Below are 13,944 nucleotides of genomic sequence, written 5' to 3'. Positions count from 1 at the left end.
AGGGTTTTCGTAGAACCTTTACGTAACTTCCTCCACCGTTAATCTACGGTACAATAGCCTGGCGAAAGGAAGCGCCGGCTTTCGTTTTTTCTACTCTATTCAAAGCAGTAAGCGACTTGAAACCTCCTGAAGACCGCGGATAATGGCCTTGGGCGGAATTCACCTGCTATGAAGAACAAATTACTCACTCCAATAAAAGCAGTCGATACCTTCGTTAAATGTAAGAAAGAAGGGCAACGCATCCCAATCCTTGTTTGGGACAGTTTAAGAACCTATTCAAAATGGAATGAGGTAGAGTTGACCGGTCTTTTGAACGCGAGCTCTTACTTTCCGGATATTCTTTTTGAGAAGGATATGGAGCAGAAGATCGTAGCGCGCTTGGATGAATTCAACTCCAGAATCGTAGACATCCCTATCAAATGAATCAAACAGCAGAACCTAAAATATTATACCAAGAAGCAAATCCTTATGGATCACTTACCGCTTTCTTGGAAGATGATGGCCGCACTGTATACTTATACCTGCAGGCCGAAGAAAGTCCAGATTTCGCGATCAAATCCGTTTGGGTTTGCAATCGCATCGACGCACCCAAGACCAGAACTGATTTAGATCTCCGTTCCGGACTCGCTCCTTATTTGATAGAAGCCGAAGTTACTGATCCTCAGGGACATCCAGAATTCGATACGAACGAGATCCATTTCATTTGGTCGGAAGAAGGGAACGGGCTCGCATTATTCTATAAAGAAGAGTTGTATGCCTATCTTCCTCCTTGGTCAGGAGTGAAAGATTTTCACGGTTATTCTAAATTTGCTAAGGCAGACGCGATTACAGCCTATCCGTTGGGAAATACTGAGTTTGGTATCATTCCTGATAGAATTAACCAGGACAGGACTTTCTGGGAGTTTCGTTCTAATAAGGGAATTTGGAAGAATATACAAGAATCTCGACTTTCTTATCTAGAAAGCGTATTCGGAAAACATGATAAGTATTGGTCTGCAGATGGAGGAAAATACCCTCAACTAGGGATCGCAAGATTTGCTCCTAAGGATCTACCAGGAGTTTATGTTTATACTACAGTAGGAATGAGCGCTCAAAATCAGCCTTCTGTAGAACTGTATCGCAAGGACTACGAGAATTATGCGAGGGTAGAATTAATGCTCGCAACCAAAGTTTCTGATGAGGACAGATCCGAAAGTTGGGTCCAACATCAGATCGGAGAAATTATCCGTTATCCTTGGACCATGAGCAAATGGTTCGGTCATGGTCATACTATCTCCATGAATAGAAGAGATCCGGAAGCATTGTACCTTACCTTTACTTCTCTCGCATTGAGACAAATAGGAGAAGAGGAAGGATTTCCAAAATTGAACGGATTAAAATCGGAGAGAGAGAAGCCTATCCGCTTTATTTCTCTGATTCCAATCTCAGAAGAAGAAAGGGTATTCGTTCAGGAAAGAAATGCAGAAGAGTTCTTCTCTTTGTTCGATAAGCAGGGATCCAAATGGATCCATAACCCTGAAAGACAATCCGCAATCTGATCCGGAAGTTTTCAAAGAATGAAATCTTTAAGAAGCGATTTATCTAAAAATTTCGTTTGGAAACGAAATACTTTACTATGTATCGCTTTGATTTTGTTTTCCGGGTTCTTTTCTTCCTTCTCCAAACTAGATTCTCAGGAAAAAAGCTCCGCTATCGATAAGATTTGGGAGAATATCTATGCGCAAGACTTCATTACTGCTAAGAAACTCGTTCAAAAAGAGTTACAGACCTCTGATGGAGACTCGCTTCAGCTTCTTTCTCTTATGGAAATCTGTTTAAACGGGTTAGAAAGATACAAGCAAGCAGATGAAAGTCGTAAAAAGATCCTCTCTGTATGGGAAAAGAACCATAAGAAGGCCTTTTTAGAGGAGAATTACCCTCTGAACCTCGCGACTTGGACTAGAATTGCTAAGATTACTCCTAATGTTTTGGTCTTGGGAGCAGAATATTACCTTCCTTATCCCGTAAATGCCAAGAAACAAGGCTTCTATTATCATAAATTCACTGCATACAATCGCTTTACGAAGCGTCCGAGTAAGTTTTTCAAGCTGGAGAAGTCTCCTACAACGGAACAAGAGTATCGTTTATTCGAAATTTCGGAAGAAGGTGAAGCGATTCTAGTGAGGAGTTACGGAAATGCTCTGCCAGATATGAGAGAAGAGATGAAAGATGTGATGAAACATCTGAAATTGCAGTGATCTAATTCGCTTTTGCACTTTGAAAACCAATCAACTGTTGTTTTTTTACAACAATCTTCTTTAAAACAAAAGAAAATGGAATCGAAAGAGCCCTTATAAAAGAAAAAACCCGCTTCAAGGAAGCGGGTTTTAAGCTTCATACCTTCTATTGGAATATAGAAGAGATGTTATTGAAGTTGTTATTTCTTTTTCGCAACTTTCTTCTTAGCAGCTTTTTTCTTTGCTACTTTTTTCTTAGCTGCTTTCTTGACTGCTTTCTTTTTTGCAACCATTGACGTCCTCCATGAATTAGAACTTTAATGCTCTTCGTTATTCACGAGAGATCAAGAAAGCTCTTGGATAGTGACATAATTAATCAATTAACTTTTCATTGTAAAGTATTTTAATTAATTTTAGGAAAAAAATTTTAATAAGTTGATTAAAGGTATGTTGATGCTTACTCGGACACTTCTAAGCAGACAAAAGAGATATCATCGCTAGGTTCTTTGTAATTTCTAAACTCTTCTAGAGTCTTTCTCACTAGATCAGCTAGTGATTGCGCATCTTTATCATGATTCATGGACAATAGTCGAAGAAGATTCTCTTCTCCGAAGATCTCTTCCTTCTCATCAAACGTTTCAGTTACTCCGTCTGTGAATAAAACTAACTTGTCTCCCGGGTTCAAGTGAATGGTGAGTAAGCGATAATCAGTAGGTAATACACCTAAAACGCGCTGAGTTTCGCTTCTAACTTCTATTTTTCCACCCTTTCGAATACAAATCGGTGGTGTATGACCTGCATTTACGAATGAAAACGCTCCATCATTCGCATTATATATACCTGCAATCGAAGTCATGAACTCACTTCCTCGATATCTCTCGATCAAAAACAGATTGATCGCTCTAAAAATCTCAGGAAGAGAAGGAGAATTGCCCAACTGACGGCGAATAATTCCTCTTACAGCAGAAACTAGATAGCCTGAACCTAATCCATGTCCAGATACATCTCCTAGAAACAATAACTGCTTTTTAGGCGAGATTGTTAAGATATCCAAGGAATCACCAGAGATTCCAACCGCAGGAAGAGTAAAATATCCTACACTTGTACCTTTTACAGTCTCTAATTCGGGTAAATGCAGTGTTTTATCCAAGATAGAAGCCATGTTTAGGTCTCTCACGATCCTTTTCTTCTCCACTTCATCTACTAAGAGGCTATAGTTTCGAATCAGTAGAGATGCTAATCGGGTACATTCTTTAAGAAATCTAAGCTCACCTAGTGTGAAATTCTTTCTATTTCTCTTTTCTCCGACTAAGAAGACCGCAATTACTTCCTTTCCCTTCTCAAAATTGAAGAGAGGATATGCGAGTTGCACTTTCATCTGGCTTAAGAATTGAAAAACAGATTCGCGGATCCCTAAACCATAGGCCAAATGAGAAGTTACTGTTACTTCAGTATGATCTTCGAAGTAGGTCCATATCTCGGATCCGTAAGGAATTCTCACGAAGTTTATATTTCTTAGATCGGTTCTAGGGAATTTATCCGCAGGGATCAGGATTTGCAGTCTTTCTACTTCCAATGCGTCTACCAATCTGCGTATCAGATTGTTTATCGTAGCTCTCATCGAGATAGGAGCGCCTATCATCACGGATAATTCTTCTAGAGCAGTGTGCAATTTTGGATTATTGCGAAAGCTCCAATAATCTACCCACTGGTACAATTTATTGTTCAGAGAACTTAAAAAATAAGCTGCTATGACTACGTAGAAAAGATTCCATTCTCTCTGGTATTTTCCTAAGAAGCCCGGATTCCAGCGCACGAAGAATTCCAATCCGAATAGATAACCGAAAGTTAATATTAAAATCGAATAAATGGAAGTGAGAGAGGAGCTGAAAGCGATCTGTACAGGCACTAAAGAGTAAGTATAAGTCCCGAAGACTACAAGTGCCGGAAAAACAAAGAAGGCAATGGTCAAATAAGGACGGATCATGAAGAATGTCTTAGCATTTCCAAGTTCTGCCATGAGATAAGGAACGATCGTAATTAAGAAAAAGGCGAGAACAAGGCTAAGTTTCTTAAAGACCTCTTGGTAATTTCTTCTATTCCTAAATGTGTGAAACACCAACTGAAGAATGCAGAGTCCGGCGGAGAATACATTGAAATAGATCCCGTTTGTGGAAAGGAATTGGAATAGATCCGGATTTCCTTTTTGAGAAGCTCCTACGAATCCAGCAACAAGTGAGAAGATGACCTGAGGAGCAAACCATCTAGAAGGGATTTCCTTTCCTCTCAAACGAAAGGACACATCTAGGACAAGAAAGCCTGTGAAATATAAAAAGAAGAAGAATGGAAAAAGAAAATCATGGAACGCGAGTAAAAAGAAATTAAATAGAAAGATAGAAGATAAGGATCCAAATAACAGGAATATATATAGATCTCTCGTGTAGAAGAAGAACCAGATCGCAACTAAGAAGTACAATAAAGAGATCGTGATGTCCGGCAAGAAGTCTTGTAAGACTTCGAAAGAAGAACGGATCACTAAGGAGAGACTCTTGACAGCACTTCCTTCTTTTCCAAAGAAATGGAAAGGATGTCCAGACAATCCGTAGTCCTGTCCTAGTTTACGAATGATCTCGTATTCAATCAGATCTATCTTCATTCCCACTAGATCTGAATGGGGACCGCTGGATACGGCTATCACTCCGTTCGGATAGAAATAGAAGGGAAGTCTCGCTTCCTTAGAGTATGAGTTGAGTAAGCCTGAAAATAAAATCAAACTGAACAAGATTACGGAGAGAAATATTAAAAGTATATTTCTCATGTATGATGACCTATGTTCTGGAATGAAATTATATCTCTATCATTCCAAGAAAGAATTAGCGGATCCTTGCTAGGAGTTTCCATATTTTCCCAGCCGATCGAAGCGAGGTTCCTTGTAGGATTAGAAGAACGGAACATTTTGAAGTTCTTGCCCACGTAGCGGAGAGAAATTTTACCTCCTTCCTTCTCAACCATGCCGACTGCAAGATCGTATCTCTCTGTCCAGGAAACTTCTTTGAGATTGTCTTCAACTAAGGCTTTTAATTGAAGAACATTCTTGATCTCTCCATTCAACCAAGACGCATACAAAGTCCCTAATATATAGCAAAGAGCGAGAACGGAGACTGCGTTCGTAACACTCAAGCGCAAGAACACAAAATAAAAATCTCCGGACGGGCCTTGGAAGAACTCTACTAATTCTCCAGGCTCCTGAGATAACAAATCTATCTTGATATCTCCAACCATGGGAGGCTCGGAAGACTCTAAGAATTTACGGATCTTGCCGGCATTCTCTAGTTCTTTTCTGTATTTCTTGTTCTCTGCGATTTGAGAGGAAAGAATATGATTGTGAACTGCTAAAGCGCATTTTCCCGCCAAGAAACCCAGTTCATGGCGAACATTATCTTTTGGTATATTAGAAACTGCTAAGAAACCGAATAGTTTCTCGCGAAACACGAAAGGTAGAATGAAATTTGCCCTTAAGCTGACAAAGTCTTCGTTGATGATCTTATTTTGATCCGGCTCGCCTATCATTGCTCCGGATCTTTTGTTTAAGATATAAGTAAGAAGGGCCGCGCGAGGATTGATCCCTTCCATCGTGTTTACTTTTCTTTGCTTCTTATGAGCGTATGTATAAAGATCGTAATGGGTCAGATCGTTTCGAAGTATGGCAAGCCTACCGAAATTACTAGTAGTAAGTCTGACTAATTCAGGAAATACGTTCTTGATCACTCCTTCCGAATCGAATCTTCGGTGAGCAAGTCTAGAAGAGCCCGGATCATCACTTAAATATTCGGAGACGAAAGTAGATTTTAGAAATCCGGAAACTTTCTCTTGGATAGGGAGAATCCCAAAAACACCGAAGACCAGGCATGTTAATACTGCGATCTCGCTTACGAATTCTATTTCCTTAGGAAGTAGGAACATGCTTAGTTCGTATAAACCAAGCACAGTGAACACCGCCGTTAATCGAACAGCTAAAGTGATCAATGACGAGACAAATCGTAAGTCGGAAAAAAAAGTCTTCACGTTGAGTGATTCTTAAACGAGCCGTGAGTTCAGGTTGTATAGTATGCGTTTTCTTTTACGTATCCTTCGGTCAGGTCGCATCCCCAAAATACCATTTCGTGCGTACCGGTATTCAATACCACATCAACGAGGATCTCGGAATTCTTTTTTAGATACTCGGACAATTTTTTGAGTTTCTCGGAATCGGCGCCTTTGACAGGAAGATCTCCGAAATAAATTTCCAAAGAGTCAAAAGGGATCGGTTCGTCAAAAACCTTCCCCACTGCCATAACCAATCTCCCCCAGTTCGGGTCCCCCCCGTAGATTGCAGTCTTGATCAAAGGAGAGTTTAGGATGGACTTGCCGATCTTTCTAGCTTGGATCTCGTCTCTGGATTTTCGGATTCGGACTTCTATCAATTTAGAAGCTCCTTCTCCGTCTCTAGCTACTTCTTTTGCGAGATCTATACATATTTCGAGTAACGCAGAACGAAAGTCTTTTGCATCTACTTTGCCGGCGAGTCCGTTGCTTAACACAGCAACAGTATCAGATGTAGAAGTATCCGAATCGATACTGATACAATTAAAGCTTAAGTCCACACACTCTTTCAGTATCTTTTGCAAATCACCTTCGATGTCCGCATCAGTGAGAATATAAGAAAGCATGGTTGCCATATTCGGCTCAATCATCCCTGCTCCCTTGGCCATTCCGAAGATGACAGCTTCTCCGTTTGCAGATTTGATCTTTCTCACTGAGATCTTTCTTCTGCTATCGGTGGTCATGATCGCCTCGGCAACTACTTCCAAGTTGCCTGGTTTTAAATTGGACTTTGCATTTGCACAAGCAGGAAGAATGACTTGCATCGGAAGAGGAACTCCGATCACTCCCGTGGAAGATGGAAGCACTAATGTTTCAGAAATCCCCAAAGACTTTCCGATCTCTGTGCAGATCGATCTAGAGTTTGCAATGCCTGCATCTCCGGTAGCTACATTAGAATTTTTTGAATTGATTACTACTGCTTGGAGCAATCCATCTCGAATATGTTCCTTTCCGACAATGACCGGTGCTCCAGGAAAATTATTTCGAGTGAATACTGCTGCTGCTTTGCAAGGCTTCTCGGAGAAAATGACGCCGAAATCTTTCGTTTTATCTTTAATGCCTATATTGATTCCGAAGGAGGAAAAACCTTGGGGATAGTCCATACTCTAACCTCGATCCCTTTCTAACAAAGGAATTTGAGCGGCTTCGGAAATGATCCGGATCAAGCCGCCGTTTCTATTTGGATTTTCTATTTTCAGTACGGGGGATTTTTAGGAAAGCCGAATCCGAGCTATTGCTCGGTTTTCAAGATTCTAAAGCTTCGCTGTAAACTAGAGGAATGGTTACGGAGAAGATGGTTCCACCTTCCGGGTTATCAAAAACTTTTACCGAGCCATGATGCAATCGAACAATATGCTTAACGATGGAAAGTCCTAGACCGGTCCCGCCTTCTTTGCGAGATCTGTTCTTATCCACTCGGAAGAATCTTTCGAAAATTCTTTCCTTATCCTCGTCCTTGATACCGATCCCTTGGTCCATGACTTGAAAGTTGACCGAATCTGGTTCCGCTCTTGCGATTTTCAGAGTGATCGTTTTTCCATCGGGGGAATAAGAAGAAGCATTTGATATCAGGTTCAAAAGCATATGCTCGAGCAAAACCCAATCCGCAGAAACCGCTAGCGAGGTAGGCATATCCACAACCAACTTCTGTCCTTTGGGAGAAATCACTCCGTCTACCGTAAAGGAAAGATTCTCGACCAATGACTTGAGAGTAAATTCTTCCGGCTGAGCGATTGCACTTTGGTTCTCGATTCGAGTGATTGTAAGCATGTCTTCTACAATACGCACCATCCGATCCGTATTTCGGGAGATCGCGTCTAAGAATCTTTTCTCATGACTGTCTTCGAGCAATTTCAAGCGGCCCAGAAGCGTCTCTGTATATCCCTTGATAGAAGTGATCGGAGTTTTTAATTCATGAGAAGCATTTTGAACGAACTGTTCTCGAATAATATAAGACTGCTTCTCTTCGGTAATATTCCGTATTACTCCGATAAACATCAGGATGTTCCCATTCGTGCGAAGAGGATACATTTTGATCGCATAAAAATTTTGGCTAAGATCTAATTCTATCTTTGGATCGCCTTTGCCGTATAAGTTTTTTTTAATGAACTCTAAAAGACGCGGATCTTTCACTGCGTCTTCTACTCTACGGGAACCTGAGTTCGGTTCTATTAAGGATCCAGGAATACTTCGGTTTTGAAATACAATGGAGCCTTCTAAATCAACAGAGAAGACTCCTTCTTTTAAGTTTTGTAATACCGAGTCGAACTTTTCCTTTTCGATGGTTAAGTCCACGAATTGGTTTTTCAAACGACCGGACATGAGATTGATGGAGACTGCTAGATCTGCAAGCTCTCTGATTTCGGGAAGGCTCAATTCCGATCCGAAATCTCCGGCGTTGATCTCGCCGGTTTTCATTTCGATTTGATTTAAAGTCTGAGTTACGCTTCTTGCGATGGAGAAGGACATATAGAAAGTCCCGAACATCGCTAGAAGTATATATGCGGAGAAGAGTAGAATCTTCAGATCGGGATTGATCCGGTCTTCTAGAAAGAAGACCACTCCCGCCACAGCCATTAGGAAAACGAGTAGAAGCCAGTTACTTAAGAGTAGTTTAGAAAATAAGCTACGCCTCATTGAATCTGTAACCGATCCCGCGGATGGTTTCCAACCTCTCCTTCTCTTCTCCGAGTTTGTCCCGAAGACGTTTGATATTAACATCGACCGCTCTATCGGTCACATAAATATCTTTGCCCCAGACTTTATCTAAAAGTTTATCTCGAGTAAAGGCTACACCGGTATTCGTCATGAATAGGTACAGAATTTTGTATTCGATCAGAGTAAGATCGATCTCAGCACTATTTATAAAGACCTTGTGGGCCTTCGGATTTAAAAAGATCTTTCCGACAGTGATATTTCCTTCGAATTCCTGCTCTTCTTCAGCTTCGCCGGATCTTCTCAGGACGGAACGAACTCTTGCAATTAGTTCTCTGGTAGAAAATGGCTTTCTAACGTAATCGTCAGCACCAAGTTCCAATCCCAGAACTGCGTCGGTCTCTCCCGATTTTGCGGTGACCATAATGATAGGAAGCGCATATTTTTCTTTAATGCGTTTGCACAGATCCATCCCACCAACGCCAGGAAGCATTAGATCTAACACTACGAGATCCGGTAGATTCTTCTCAATGCGAGGAAGAACTTCTAAACCGTTTTGGCATGTGTCTACTTGGTACCCGTTCTCTTCTAGATGGAATTTGATTAGCTCTGCAATATCCTCTTCGTCGTCTACGACTAGGATTTTTTGACCTGGGCTACCGGAAGCATTTTTCATAAATTCGCTAAAGCTCTTTCTCCTACGCCTAGGAGGATTTTTCTCGTTTGTTGCTGGGGAGGAGGATCCTTGTATTTGGATAGGTTCCATTCCCTCATATTGTCAGAAAACCGTTACAAAAGGTTTACGCAAACGTTACAATACCCGGAAAAAGATTATTCTATCTTAAATCGTATGACAACAAGTAAACAAAGGGCGTCTATCGCTATCCACTTGTTATAAAATACGGATTCTTTCCTTCGTATTTTAACGATCTTTTATCAATTCATTCAATTCGCGGATGAGTTTTCTTTGTCTGAAGAGGACATAAAGAACGAAACCGCCAAATAGGGCAAGGCCAAGGGTATAAACCCAAACCAGACCTTTCAGTCTGTTCTGCTCTTCCTCAATCGCACTGATCGTAGTCAGATGCTCTACCAAGAAGAAGTAGTTATCGGATTGAGCCCAGGATTTTCTCGCTTCTTCTCTGATCTGAGTGATCAGAACGTCCGCATCTTTCTTGTTCATCTTTTGGATAAGAGGAAAGACTGCATCCAACTTCATCTCTAGGAATTCTTTTGCCGTTATTTTTTGAGAAGAAGCCTCTTCTGCAGAGAGGTGACTGCCGGCTACTAGTAAGAATAAAAATACGACACTTATGCTTAGAGATTTCATTCGTCGAATCCTAACTTGTTCTTCCATTCCTTAGTATAGGGGCTCCTATTTTGCACAAGATAAATCCCTATTAAGACAGCGAAAAGAAGGAACAGAAGCCCGCTGGTGGCCAAAATCGCATGCAAAATGCCTGTTTGGAAGAGAAAATTCCAATCTGTGAACAGGATTACGGTCAAGGGAGAAAAGGCTAAAAGTAAGGTAGTGATCAGAATTACTCGTATATGCCTGAGATGAACTAGATGGAGCATTACTTTTTTCTTAAGTAATGGAGGAACTTCATCCTTCACCTTTCCTTCTGGTGGGGCGGTGAAGAAATCCAACTGCTCTTTTAATTCTTCCGGGATATTATTTTTTTCCGTGCTCATCTTCTTTCTTCAGCCAGTCGCGGAGGATTTCTTTTCCTCTGAAAATATAACTCTTTAAGGTGTTCATTTTCAAGTTTAAATTCTCAGAAATATCTTTATAGGACATATTCTCAAAATAGTGTAGAGAGATTGGTTTGCGATAAAGCTCCGGAAGGCGATCGACCAGAGATCTGATCTTTTCCGATGTTTCTTTCTCTAAGAGTTCGGATTCTTGAGAAGAGAATCCTTCCCCAGTTTGTCCCGAAGACAGTCCTTCGATGGAAGTATCGACCTCGGGATGTTCTTTTCTATATCTGCGGATGATCTCGTTTCTCGCGATGGAGAATAACCAAGTCGAGAACTTGGATTTTCCTTTGAATGTGGACAGACCTTCGAAAGCTTTTAGGAATACGTCTTGGGTAAAGTCCTCTGCCTCGGATTCGTTACGAAATGCTTTCTTGGCCTGAGAATAGACCATGGCCTCGTAATTCAGTACTAATTCTTCGAATGCGTCAAAGTCTCCGATTAAGACTCTTTGAATACAGGCCCAATCCTCCGGATCGCACAGGATAGGGTCTTCTTGGTTCATAAGGGAAATCTTAAGCCTTTGTTACGAAGTGTAAGAGGAAGGAGATCCGAAAGCCGGGATTATTTTCTGGGAGCCCATTTGTAATAACAAAGGAGTCCTAAACCGGTTCCTAATGGTATCAATCCACCTAACATCGCCAATGATTTTCCGAGTACTAAAATGAAAGTAACCGAAAGAGCGATCCCTACGAAAGTAACAATCAATCCTAAGAAGAAGGAATAGAGGCGAAGATCGAATTTTTCCTTTTGATAAAGGCCGGCTTTGATGATAGCCATTCTTTGGCGGTACCACCAGAAGAAGAGAAAGAATAATAAAAGCCATCCGAATATAATCCCTACGATAGGAATGCTATAAAGAATGGCTTTGTATTCCCCACCAAGCTGATTTGCTTGGAGAGTTTGCTGGATTTGTTCTATGCTTCGAAAGAGTGCTTCTTTTTCTTCCGGGGTCATCTTGCCAGAACCGCCACCTTAATGCTGGATTCACCTTTCTTAAAGTACGGTATTTTTTCTGCGATGCCTGGTCTCTCTGCAAGAGACTCATACCATTCATCTTCTTTCCAGCTCTCTTTCAGATAGCTAGTCCTGATATCGGTATTGAAAAGGTCCTTTAACTTGCTCATTGGAATGCTCCTATATATAATGACTTTTTGATTCTTAAAATTGCGTTTTCAACTTCCGAAGAAGAATTTAAGTTATGTCGTATTAACTTTCGGCCTTTGCGTTAAAGTCCTAAAGCGCAAAACCTTTTGTAGAACTACATTTTTTAGAGACGTAATGGTTAGAAGAAAAATTGAGCTAGTTGGAAAAAAAAGAAGAGGGAGAGAGATTATCTTTTCACATCCAAGTAAGGCGCGGCTGTAAGATTCGGCGTCCTTAGTTCCGGGATCCGGGAGAAGGAGGAATGATCTCTTAAGAAATCCACGATGATCCTCGCCGTTGCTCCCCAGAGCAAACCTTCTTCCAAGTCAAAATAGAAGACTTCTAATACTGGCCCATCCGGTTTTCTTCTGCCTTGGATGCTATAGAAAGGGACTTCCCAAAGTCGATCGAACTCCAGTTGGATCACTCTCTCTACTTCGTCCGGATTGAACTGGAATAGAAAGTCACCCGAATACCGTGCGAGAAAAGGAGTGATATGGAATCCAGTATGAGTGAGCTGGCCCTTATAATTTCCGATCACGGAAAGAGCTTCTCGAGCCACCCCCATTTCTTCTTTCCATTCTCTTAATGCGGTTTCTAAAAGAGAAGGATCCTCCGGTTCTTTTACTCCTCCAGGAAATGAGATCTGTCCTGGGTGAGCGGCAAGGTTCGGATTTCTTTTTTGCAATAGAAATCCGTCCTGTCCGTTTTTATGAAATACCGGCATGATTACAGAAGAATGTGCCACGCCTTCGGGCAGATTAGGTTCTCCTTCCGGTAAAAGAGGAAGATCCTGTTTTAGTTTATCTAAATCTAATCTAATCAAATTTCTTCTTGATCGGTATCAAACTCGAGAGAGTGGTCTCATACGGTTTGGATTGAATAGCAGAGATCAAAGAAGGTCCATAGTTCTCCACTTTCCAATTGGAAAAGATTCCCATTTCTCTCAGTTCTTCTATCGTCTTAGGATTTCGTTTTGCGATCTCAGCTATATTCTTATTAGACGGCATTAAGTTATGACCCATCCGGCGAATTGACATAACTGTCTCTCTCCATTGTCTGAGTCTTTTGAAGCGATCCGCTTCGTCACCGGAGAGATCCTCTATGGATCTTTTGAATAGATCGTTTTTTTGGATAGGAGGGCCGCTCGGATTCTTGTAAACCTGGGTAAGACTTTCTGCGTCTTTCTTGCCCACGATATCCGTCAGCTTATTGATCTCTCCTCTAGATTTTACAAGTTCTAGAACCTTGTCGTTATTCCAAACTCGGAAAGGTGCCTTATTGATCCTCTTGGCCTTTTCATCTCTGAATAAGAGAGTATCATACAATGCTCTTCTTTCATCCGAGCCCAGATCCAAAACATTCGGGAATTTTTCCAAATTGATGGAGAATCCTTCGAAAGGCTCTGGCTCCTCTTCTGCGAGTTTTGCGAATTCGGAAACGGCTTCGTCTAACAATTTCCGTTTTGCGAGTTCTTCCCTCATTTTTTCCCAGATGGATTCCAGATAGACGGTATCTAATGCCGCATACTGAAGCTGGCTTTTTTCAAGGGGCCGTTTTTCCCAGTTGGATTTTTGTTCCTTTTTGGAAAGTTTGACCTTGTGGTAATGTTCCACAAGATACAACAAAGAGTTCTGTTCTAAGTCTAATAAACGTGAGCTAAACATCGTGTCCGCGATGTTGATAAACTTGAAACTGAAGTCTCTTTTAAGAGCTTTGATATCGTCCGAAGCGGAATGAAAGATTTTTAAGATGGACGGATTCTCGAATAGAGGTCCGAGTCCTGAGAGATCATCTAATCGAATAGGGTCAAAGATGTAGTTCTTGCCCTTGGAGGATATTTGGATCAGACAAACTTTGGAATAGTAGGTGTAATAACCGCTGGATTCCGTATCAATAGAGAGGCAATCGGATTGAGAGAGAGTAATCAATGCCAACTGTAGGCTTCGGACGTTGTCTACGACGATATAATCGGATTGTATTTGCATCTAAAAGGCGACCTGGGAGACTAGCGTCGGAAGGGGGA

At 41.3% G+C, this 13,944-nt stretch carries 15 protein-coding genes; 3 read left to right on the top strand and 12 right to left on the bottom strand.

All coding sequences use genetic code 11. From position 1 onward, the window contains the following. The first annotated feature begins 168 nt into the window (after positions 1-168). Genes EHO59_RS02350 through EHO59_RS02340 form a run of 3 tightly spaced genes read left to right on the top strand, consistent with a single transcriptional unit; the run spans position 169 to position 2,237 of the window. Complete coding sequence (locus tag EHO59_RS02350; RefSeq protein WP_135584372.1) at positions 169-423, top strand: hypothetical protein; 255 nt, start codon at positions 169-171, stop codon at positions 421-423. Then, positions 420-1,538, top strand: a complete 1,119-nt coding sequence (locus tag EHO59_RS02345) for a suppressor of fused domain protein (RefSeq protein ID WP_135584370.1) — start codon at positions 420-422, stop codon at positions 1,536-1,538. Before EHO59_RS02350 ends, EHO59_RS02345 begins: the two co-directional genes overlap by 4 nt. 18 nt (positions 1,539-1,556) lie before the next feature. Beyond that, positions 1,557-2,237, top strand: coding sequence for a hypothetical protein (locus tag EHO59_RS02340; RefSeq protein ID WP_135584368.1), 681 nt, complete (start codon positions 1,557-1,559; stop codon positions 2,235-2,237). 436 nt (positions 2,238-2,673) lie between these two features. On the opposite strand, the gene EHO59_RS02335 is transcribed toward EHO59_RS02340, so the two are convergent. From EHO59_RS02335 to EHO59_RS02280, 12 genes are all read right to left on the bottom strand, one after another. Continuing rightward, on the bottom strand, positions 2,674-5,034 hold the full coding sequence (locus EHO59_RS02335) for a PP2C family protein-serine/threonine phosphatase (protein ID WP_135584366.1): 2,361 nt from the start codon (positions 5,032-5,034) through the stop codon (positions 2,674-2,676). Continuing rightward, on the bottom strand, positions 5,031-6,281 hold the full coding sequence (locus EHO59_RS02330) for a hypothetical protein (protein ID WP_135584364.1): 1,251 nt from the start codon (positions 6,279-6,281) through the stop codon (positions 5,031-5,033). Before EHO59_RS02330 ends, EHO59_RS02335 begins: the two co-directional genes overlap by 4 nt. 29 nt (positions 6,282-6,310) lie before the next feature. Further along, positions 6,311-7,462, bottom strand: a complete 1,152-nt coding sequence (argJ, locus tag EHO59_RS02325) for a bifunctional glutamate N-acetyltransferase/amino-acid acetyltransferase ArgJ (protein ID WP_135584362.1) — start codon at positions 7,460-7,462, stop codon at positions 6,311-6,313. Positions 7,463-7,604: 142 nt separating this feature from the next. After that, positions 7,605-8,996, bottom strand: coding sequence for a HAMP domain-containing sensor histidine kinase (locus EHO59_RS02320; protein WP_135584360.1), 1,392 nt, complete (start codon positions 8,994-8,996; stop codon positions 7,605-7,607). After that, positions 8,986-9,690: a response regulator gene (locus EHO59_RS02315; protein ID WP_135584358.1), complete on the bottom strand. Its 705-nt coding sequence runs from the start codon at positions 9,688-9,690 to the stop codon at positions 8,986-8,988. Before EHO59_RS02315 ends, EHO59_RS02320 begins: the two co-directional genes overlap by 11 nt. 246 nt (positions 9,691-9,936) lie before the next feature. After that, positions 9,937-10,344 carry a hypothetical protein gene (locus EHO59_RS02305; protein ID WP_135584354.1) on the bottom strand — a complete coding sequence of 136 codons (408 nt, stop codon included), beginning with the start codon at positions 10,342-10,344 and terminating at the stop codon, positions 9,937-9,939. After that, positions 10,341-10,709, bottom strand: a complete 369-nt coding sequence (locus tag EHO59_RS02300) for a hypothetical protein (RefSeq protein ID WP_135584352.1) — start codon at positions 10,707-10,709, stop codon at positions 10,341-10,343. Before EHO59_RS02300 ends, EHO59_RS02305 begins: the two co-directional genes overlap by 4 nt. Continuing rightward, positions 10,690-11,277, bottom strand: a complete 588-nt coding sequence (locus EHO59_RS02295) for an RNA polymerase sigma factor (RefSeq protein WP_135584350.1) — start codon at positions 11,275-11,277, stop codon at positions 10,690-10,692. The genes EHO59_RS02300 and EHO59_RS02295 overlap by 20 nt, the downstream gene beginning before the upstream one ends. 59 nt (positions 11,278-11,336) lie before the next feature. Then, positions 11,337-11,729 carry a hypothetical protein gene (locus EHO59_RS02290; protein ID WP_135584348.1) on the bottom strand — a complete coding sequence of 131 codons (393 nt, stop codon included), beginning with the start codon at positions 11,727-11,729 and terminating at the stop codon, positions 11,337-11,339. After that, a complete protein-coding gene (locus EHO59_RS18155; RefSeq protein WP_167882053.1) occupies positions 11,726-11,899 on the bottom strand; it encodes an LIMLP_16695 family PerRB-regulated protein in 174 nt (57 codons plus the stop codon). Before EHO59_RS18155 ends, EHO59_RS02290 begins: the two co-directional genes overlap by 4 nt. A 206-nt stretch (positions 11,900-12,105) precedes the next feature. Further along, positions 12,106-12,744: an NUDIX hydrolase gene (locus tag EHO59_RS02285; RefSeq protein ID WP_135584346.1), complete on the bottom strand. Its 639-nt coding sequence runs from the start codon at positions 12,742-12,744 to the stop codon at positions 12,106-12,108. Further along, complete coding sequence (locus EHO59_RS02280; protein WP_135584344.1) at positions 12,737-13,906, bottom strand: ribonuclease D; 1,170 nt, start codon at positions 13,904-13,906, stop codon at positions 12,737-12,739. The genes EHO59_RS02285 and EHO59_RS02280 overlap by 8 nt, the downstream gene beginning before the upstream one ends. Between the last annotated feature and the right edge of the window lie 38 nt (positions 13,907-13,944).

Source organism: Leptospira semungkisensis (genome assembly GCF_004770055.1).
GTDB lineage: Bacteria > Spirochaetota > Leptospiria > Leptospirales > Leptospiraceae > Leptospira_B > Leptospira_B semungkisensis.
This window is presented reverse-complemented; position numbering and strand designations above follow the sequence as displayed.

What these genes read in the sequence shown, in the direction of transcription:
- EHO59_RS02290 (WP_135584348.1), bottom strand. Translation starts at nt 11,729, where the DNA reads ATGACCCCGGAAGAAAAAGAAGCACTCTTTCGAAGCATAGAACAAATC.
- EHO59_RS02300 (WP_135584352.1), bottom strand. Translation starts at nt 10,709, where the DNA reads ATGAGCACGGAAAAAAATAATATCCCGGAAGAATTAAAAGAGCAGTTG.
- EHO59_RS18155 (WP_167882053.1), bottom strand. Translation starts at nt 11,899, where the DNA reads ATGAGCAAGTTAAAGGACCTTTTCAATACCGATATCAGGACTAGCTAT.
- EHO59_RS02345 (WP_135584370.1), top strand. Translation starts at nt 420, where the DNA reads ATGAATCAAACAGCAGAACCTAAAATATTATACCAAGAAGCAAATCCT.
- EHO59_RS02340 (WP_135584368.1), top strand. Translation starts at nt 1,557, where the DNA reads ATGAAATCTTTAAGAAGCGATTTATCTAAAAATTTCGTTTGGAAACGA.
- EHO59_RS02315 (WP_135584358.1), bottom strand. Translation starts at nt 9,690, where the DNA reads ATGAAAAATGCTTCCGGTAGCCCAGGTCAAAAAATCCTAGTCGTAGAC.
- EHO59_RS02295 (WP_135584350.1), bottom strand. Translation starts at nt 11,277, where the DNA reads ATGAACCAAGAAGACCCTATCCTGTGCGATCCGGAGGATTGGGCCTGT.
- EHO59_RS02305 (WP_135584354.1), bottom strand. Translation starts at nt 10,344, where the DNA reads ATGAAATCTCTAAGCATAAGTGTCGTATTTTTATTCTTACTAGTAGCC.
- EHO59_RS02320 (WP_135584360.1), bottom strand. Translation starts at nt 8,996, where the DNA reads ATGAGGCGTAGCTTATTTTCTAAACTACTCTTAAGTAACTGGCTTCTA.
- EHO59_RS02350 (WP_135584372.1), top strand. Translation starts at nt 169, where the DNA reads ATGAAGAACAAATTACTCACTCCAATAAAAGCAGTCGATACCTTCGTT.
- EHO59_RS02280 (WP_135584344.1), bottom strand. Translation starts at nt 13,906, where the DNA reads ATGCAAATACAATCCGATTATATCGTCGTAGACAACGTCCGAAGCCTA.
- EHO59_RS02335 (WP_135584366.1), bottom strand. Translation starts at nt 5,034, where the DNA reads ATGAGAAATATACTTTTAATATTTCTCTCCGTAATCTTGTTCAGTTTG.
- argJ (WP_135584362.1), bottom strand. Translation starts at nt 7,462, where the DNA reads ATGGACTATCCCCAAGGTTTTTCCTCCTTCGGAATCAATATAGGCATT.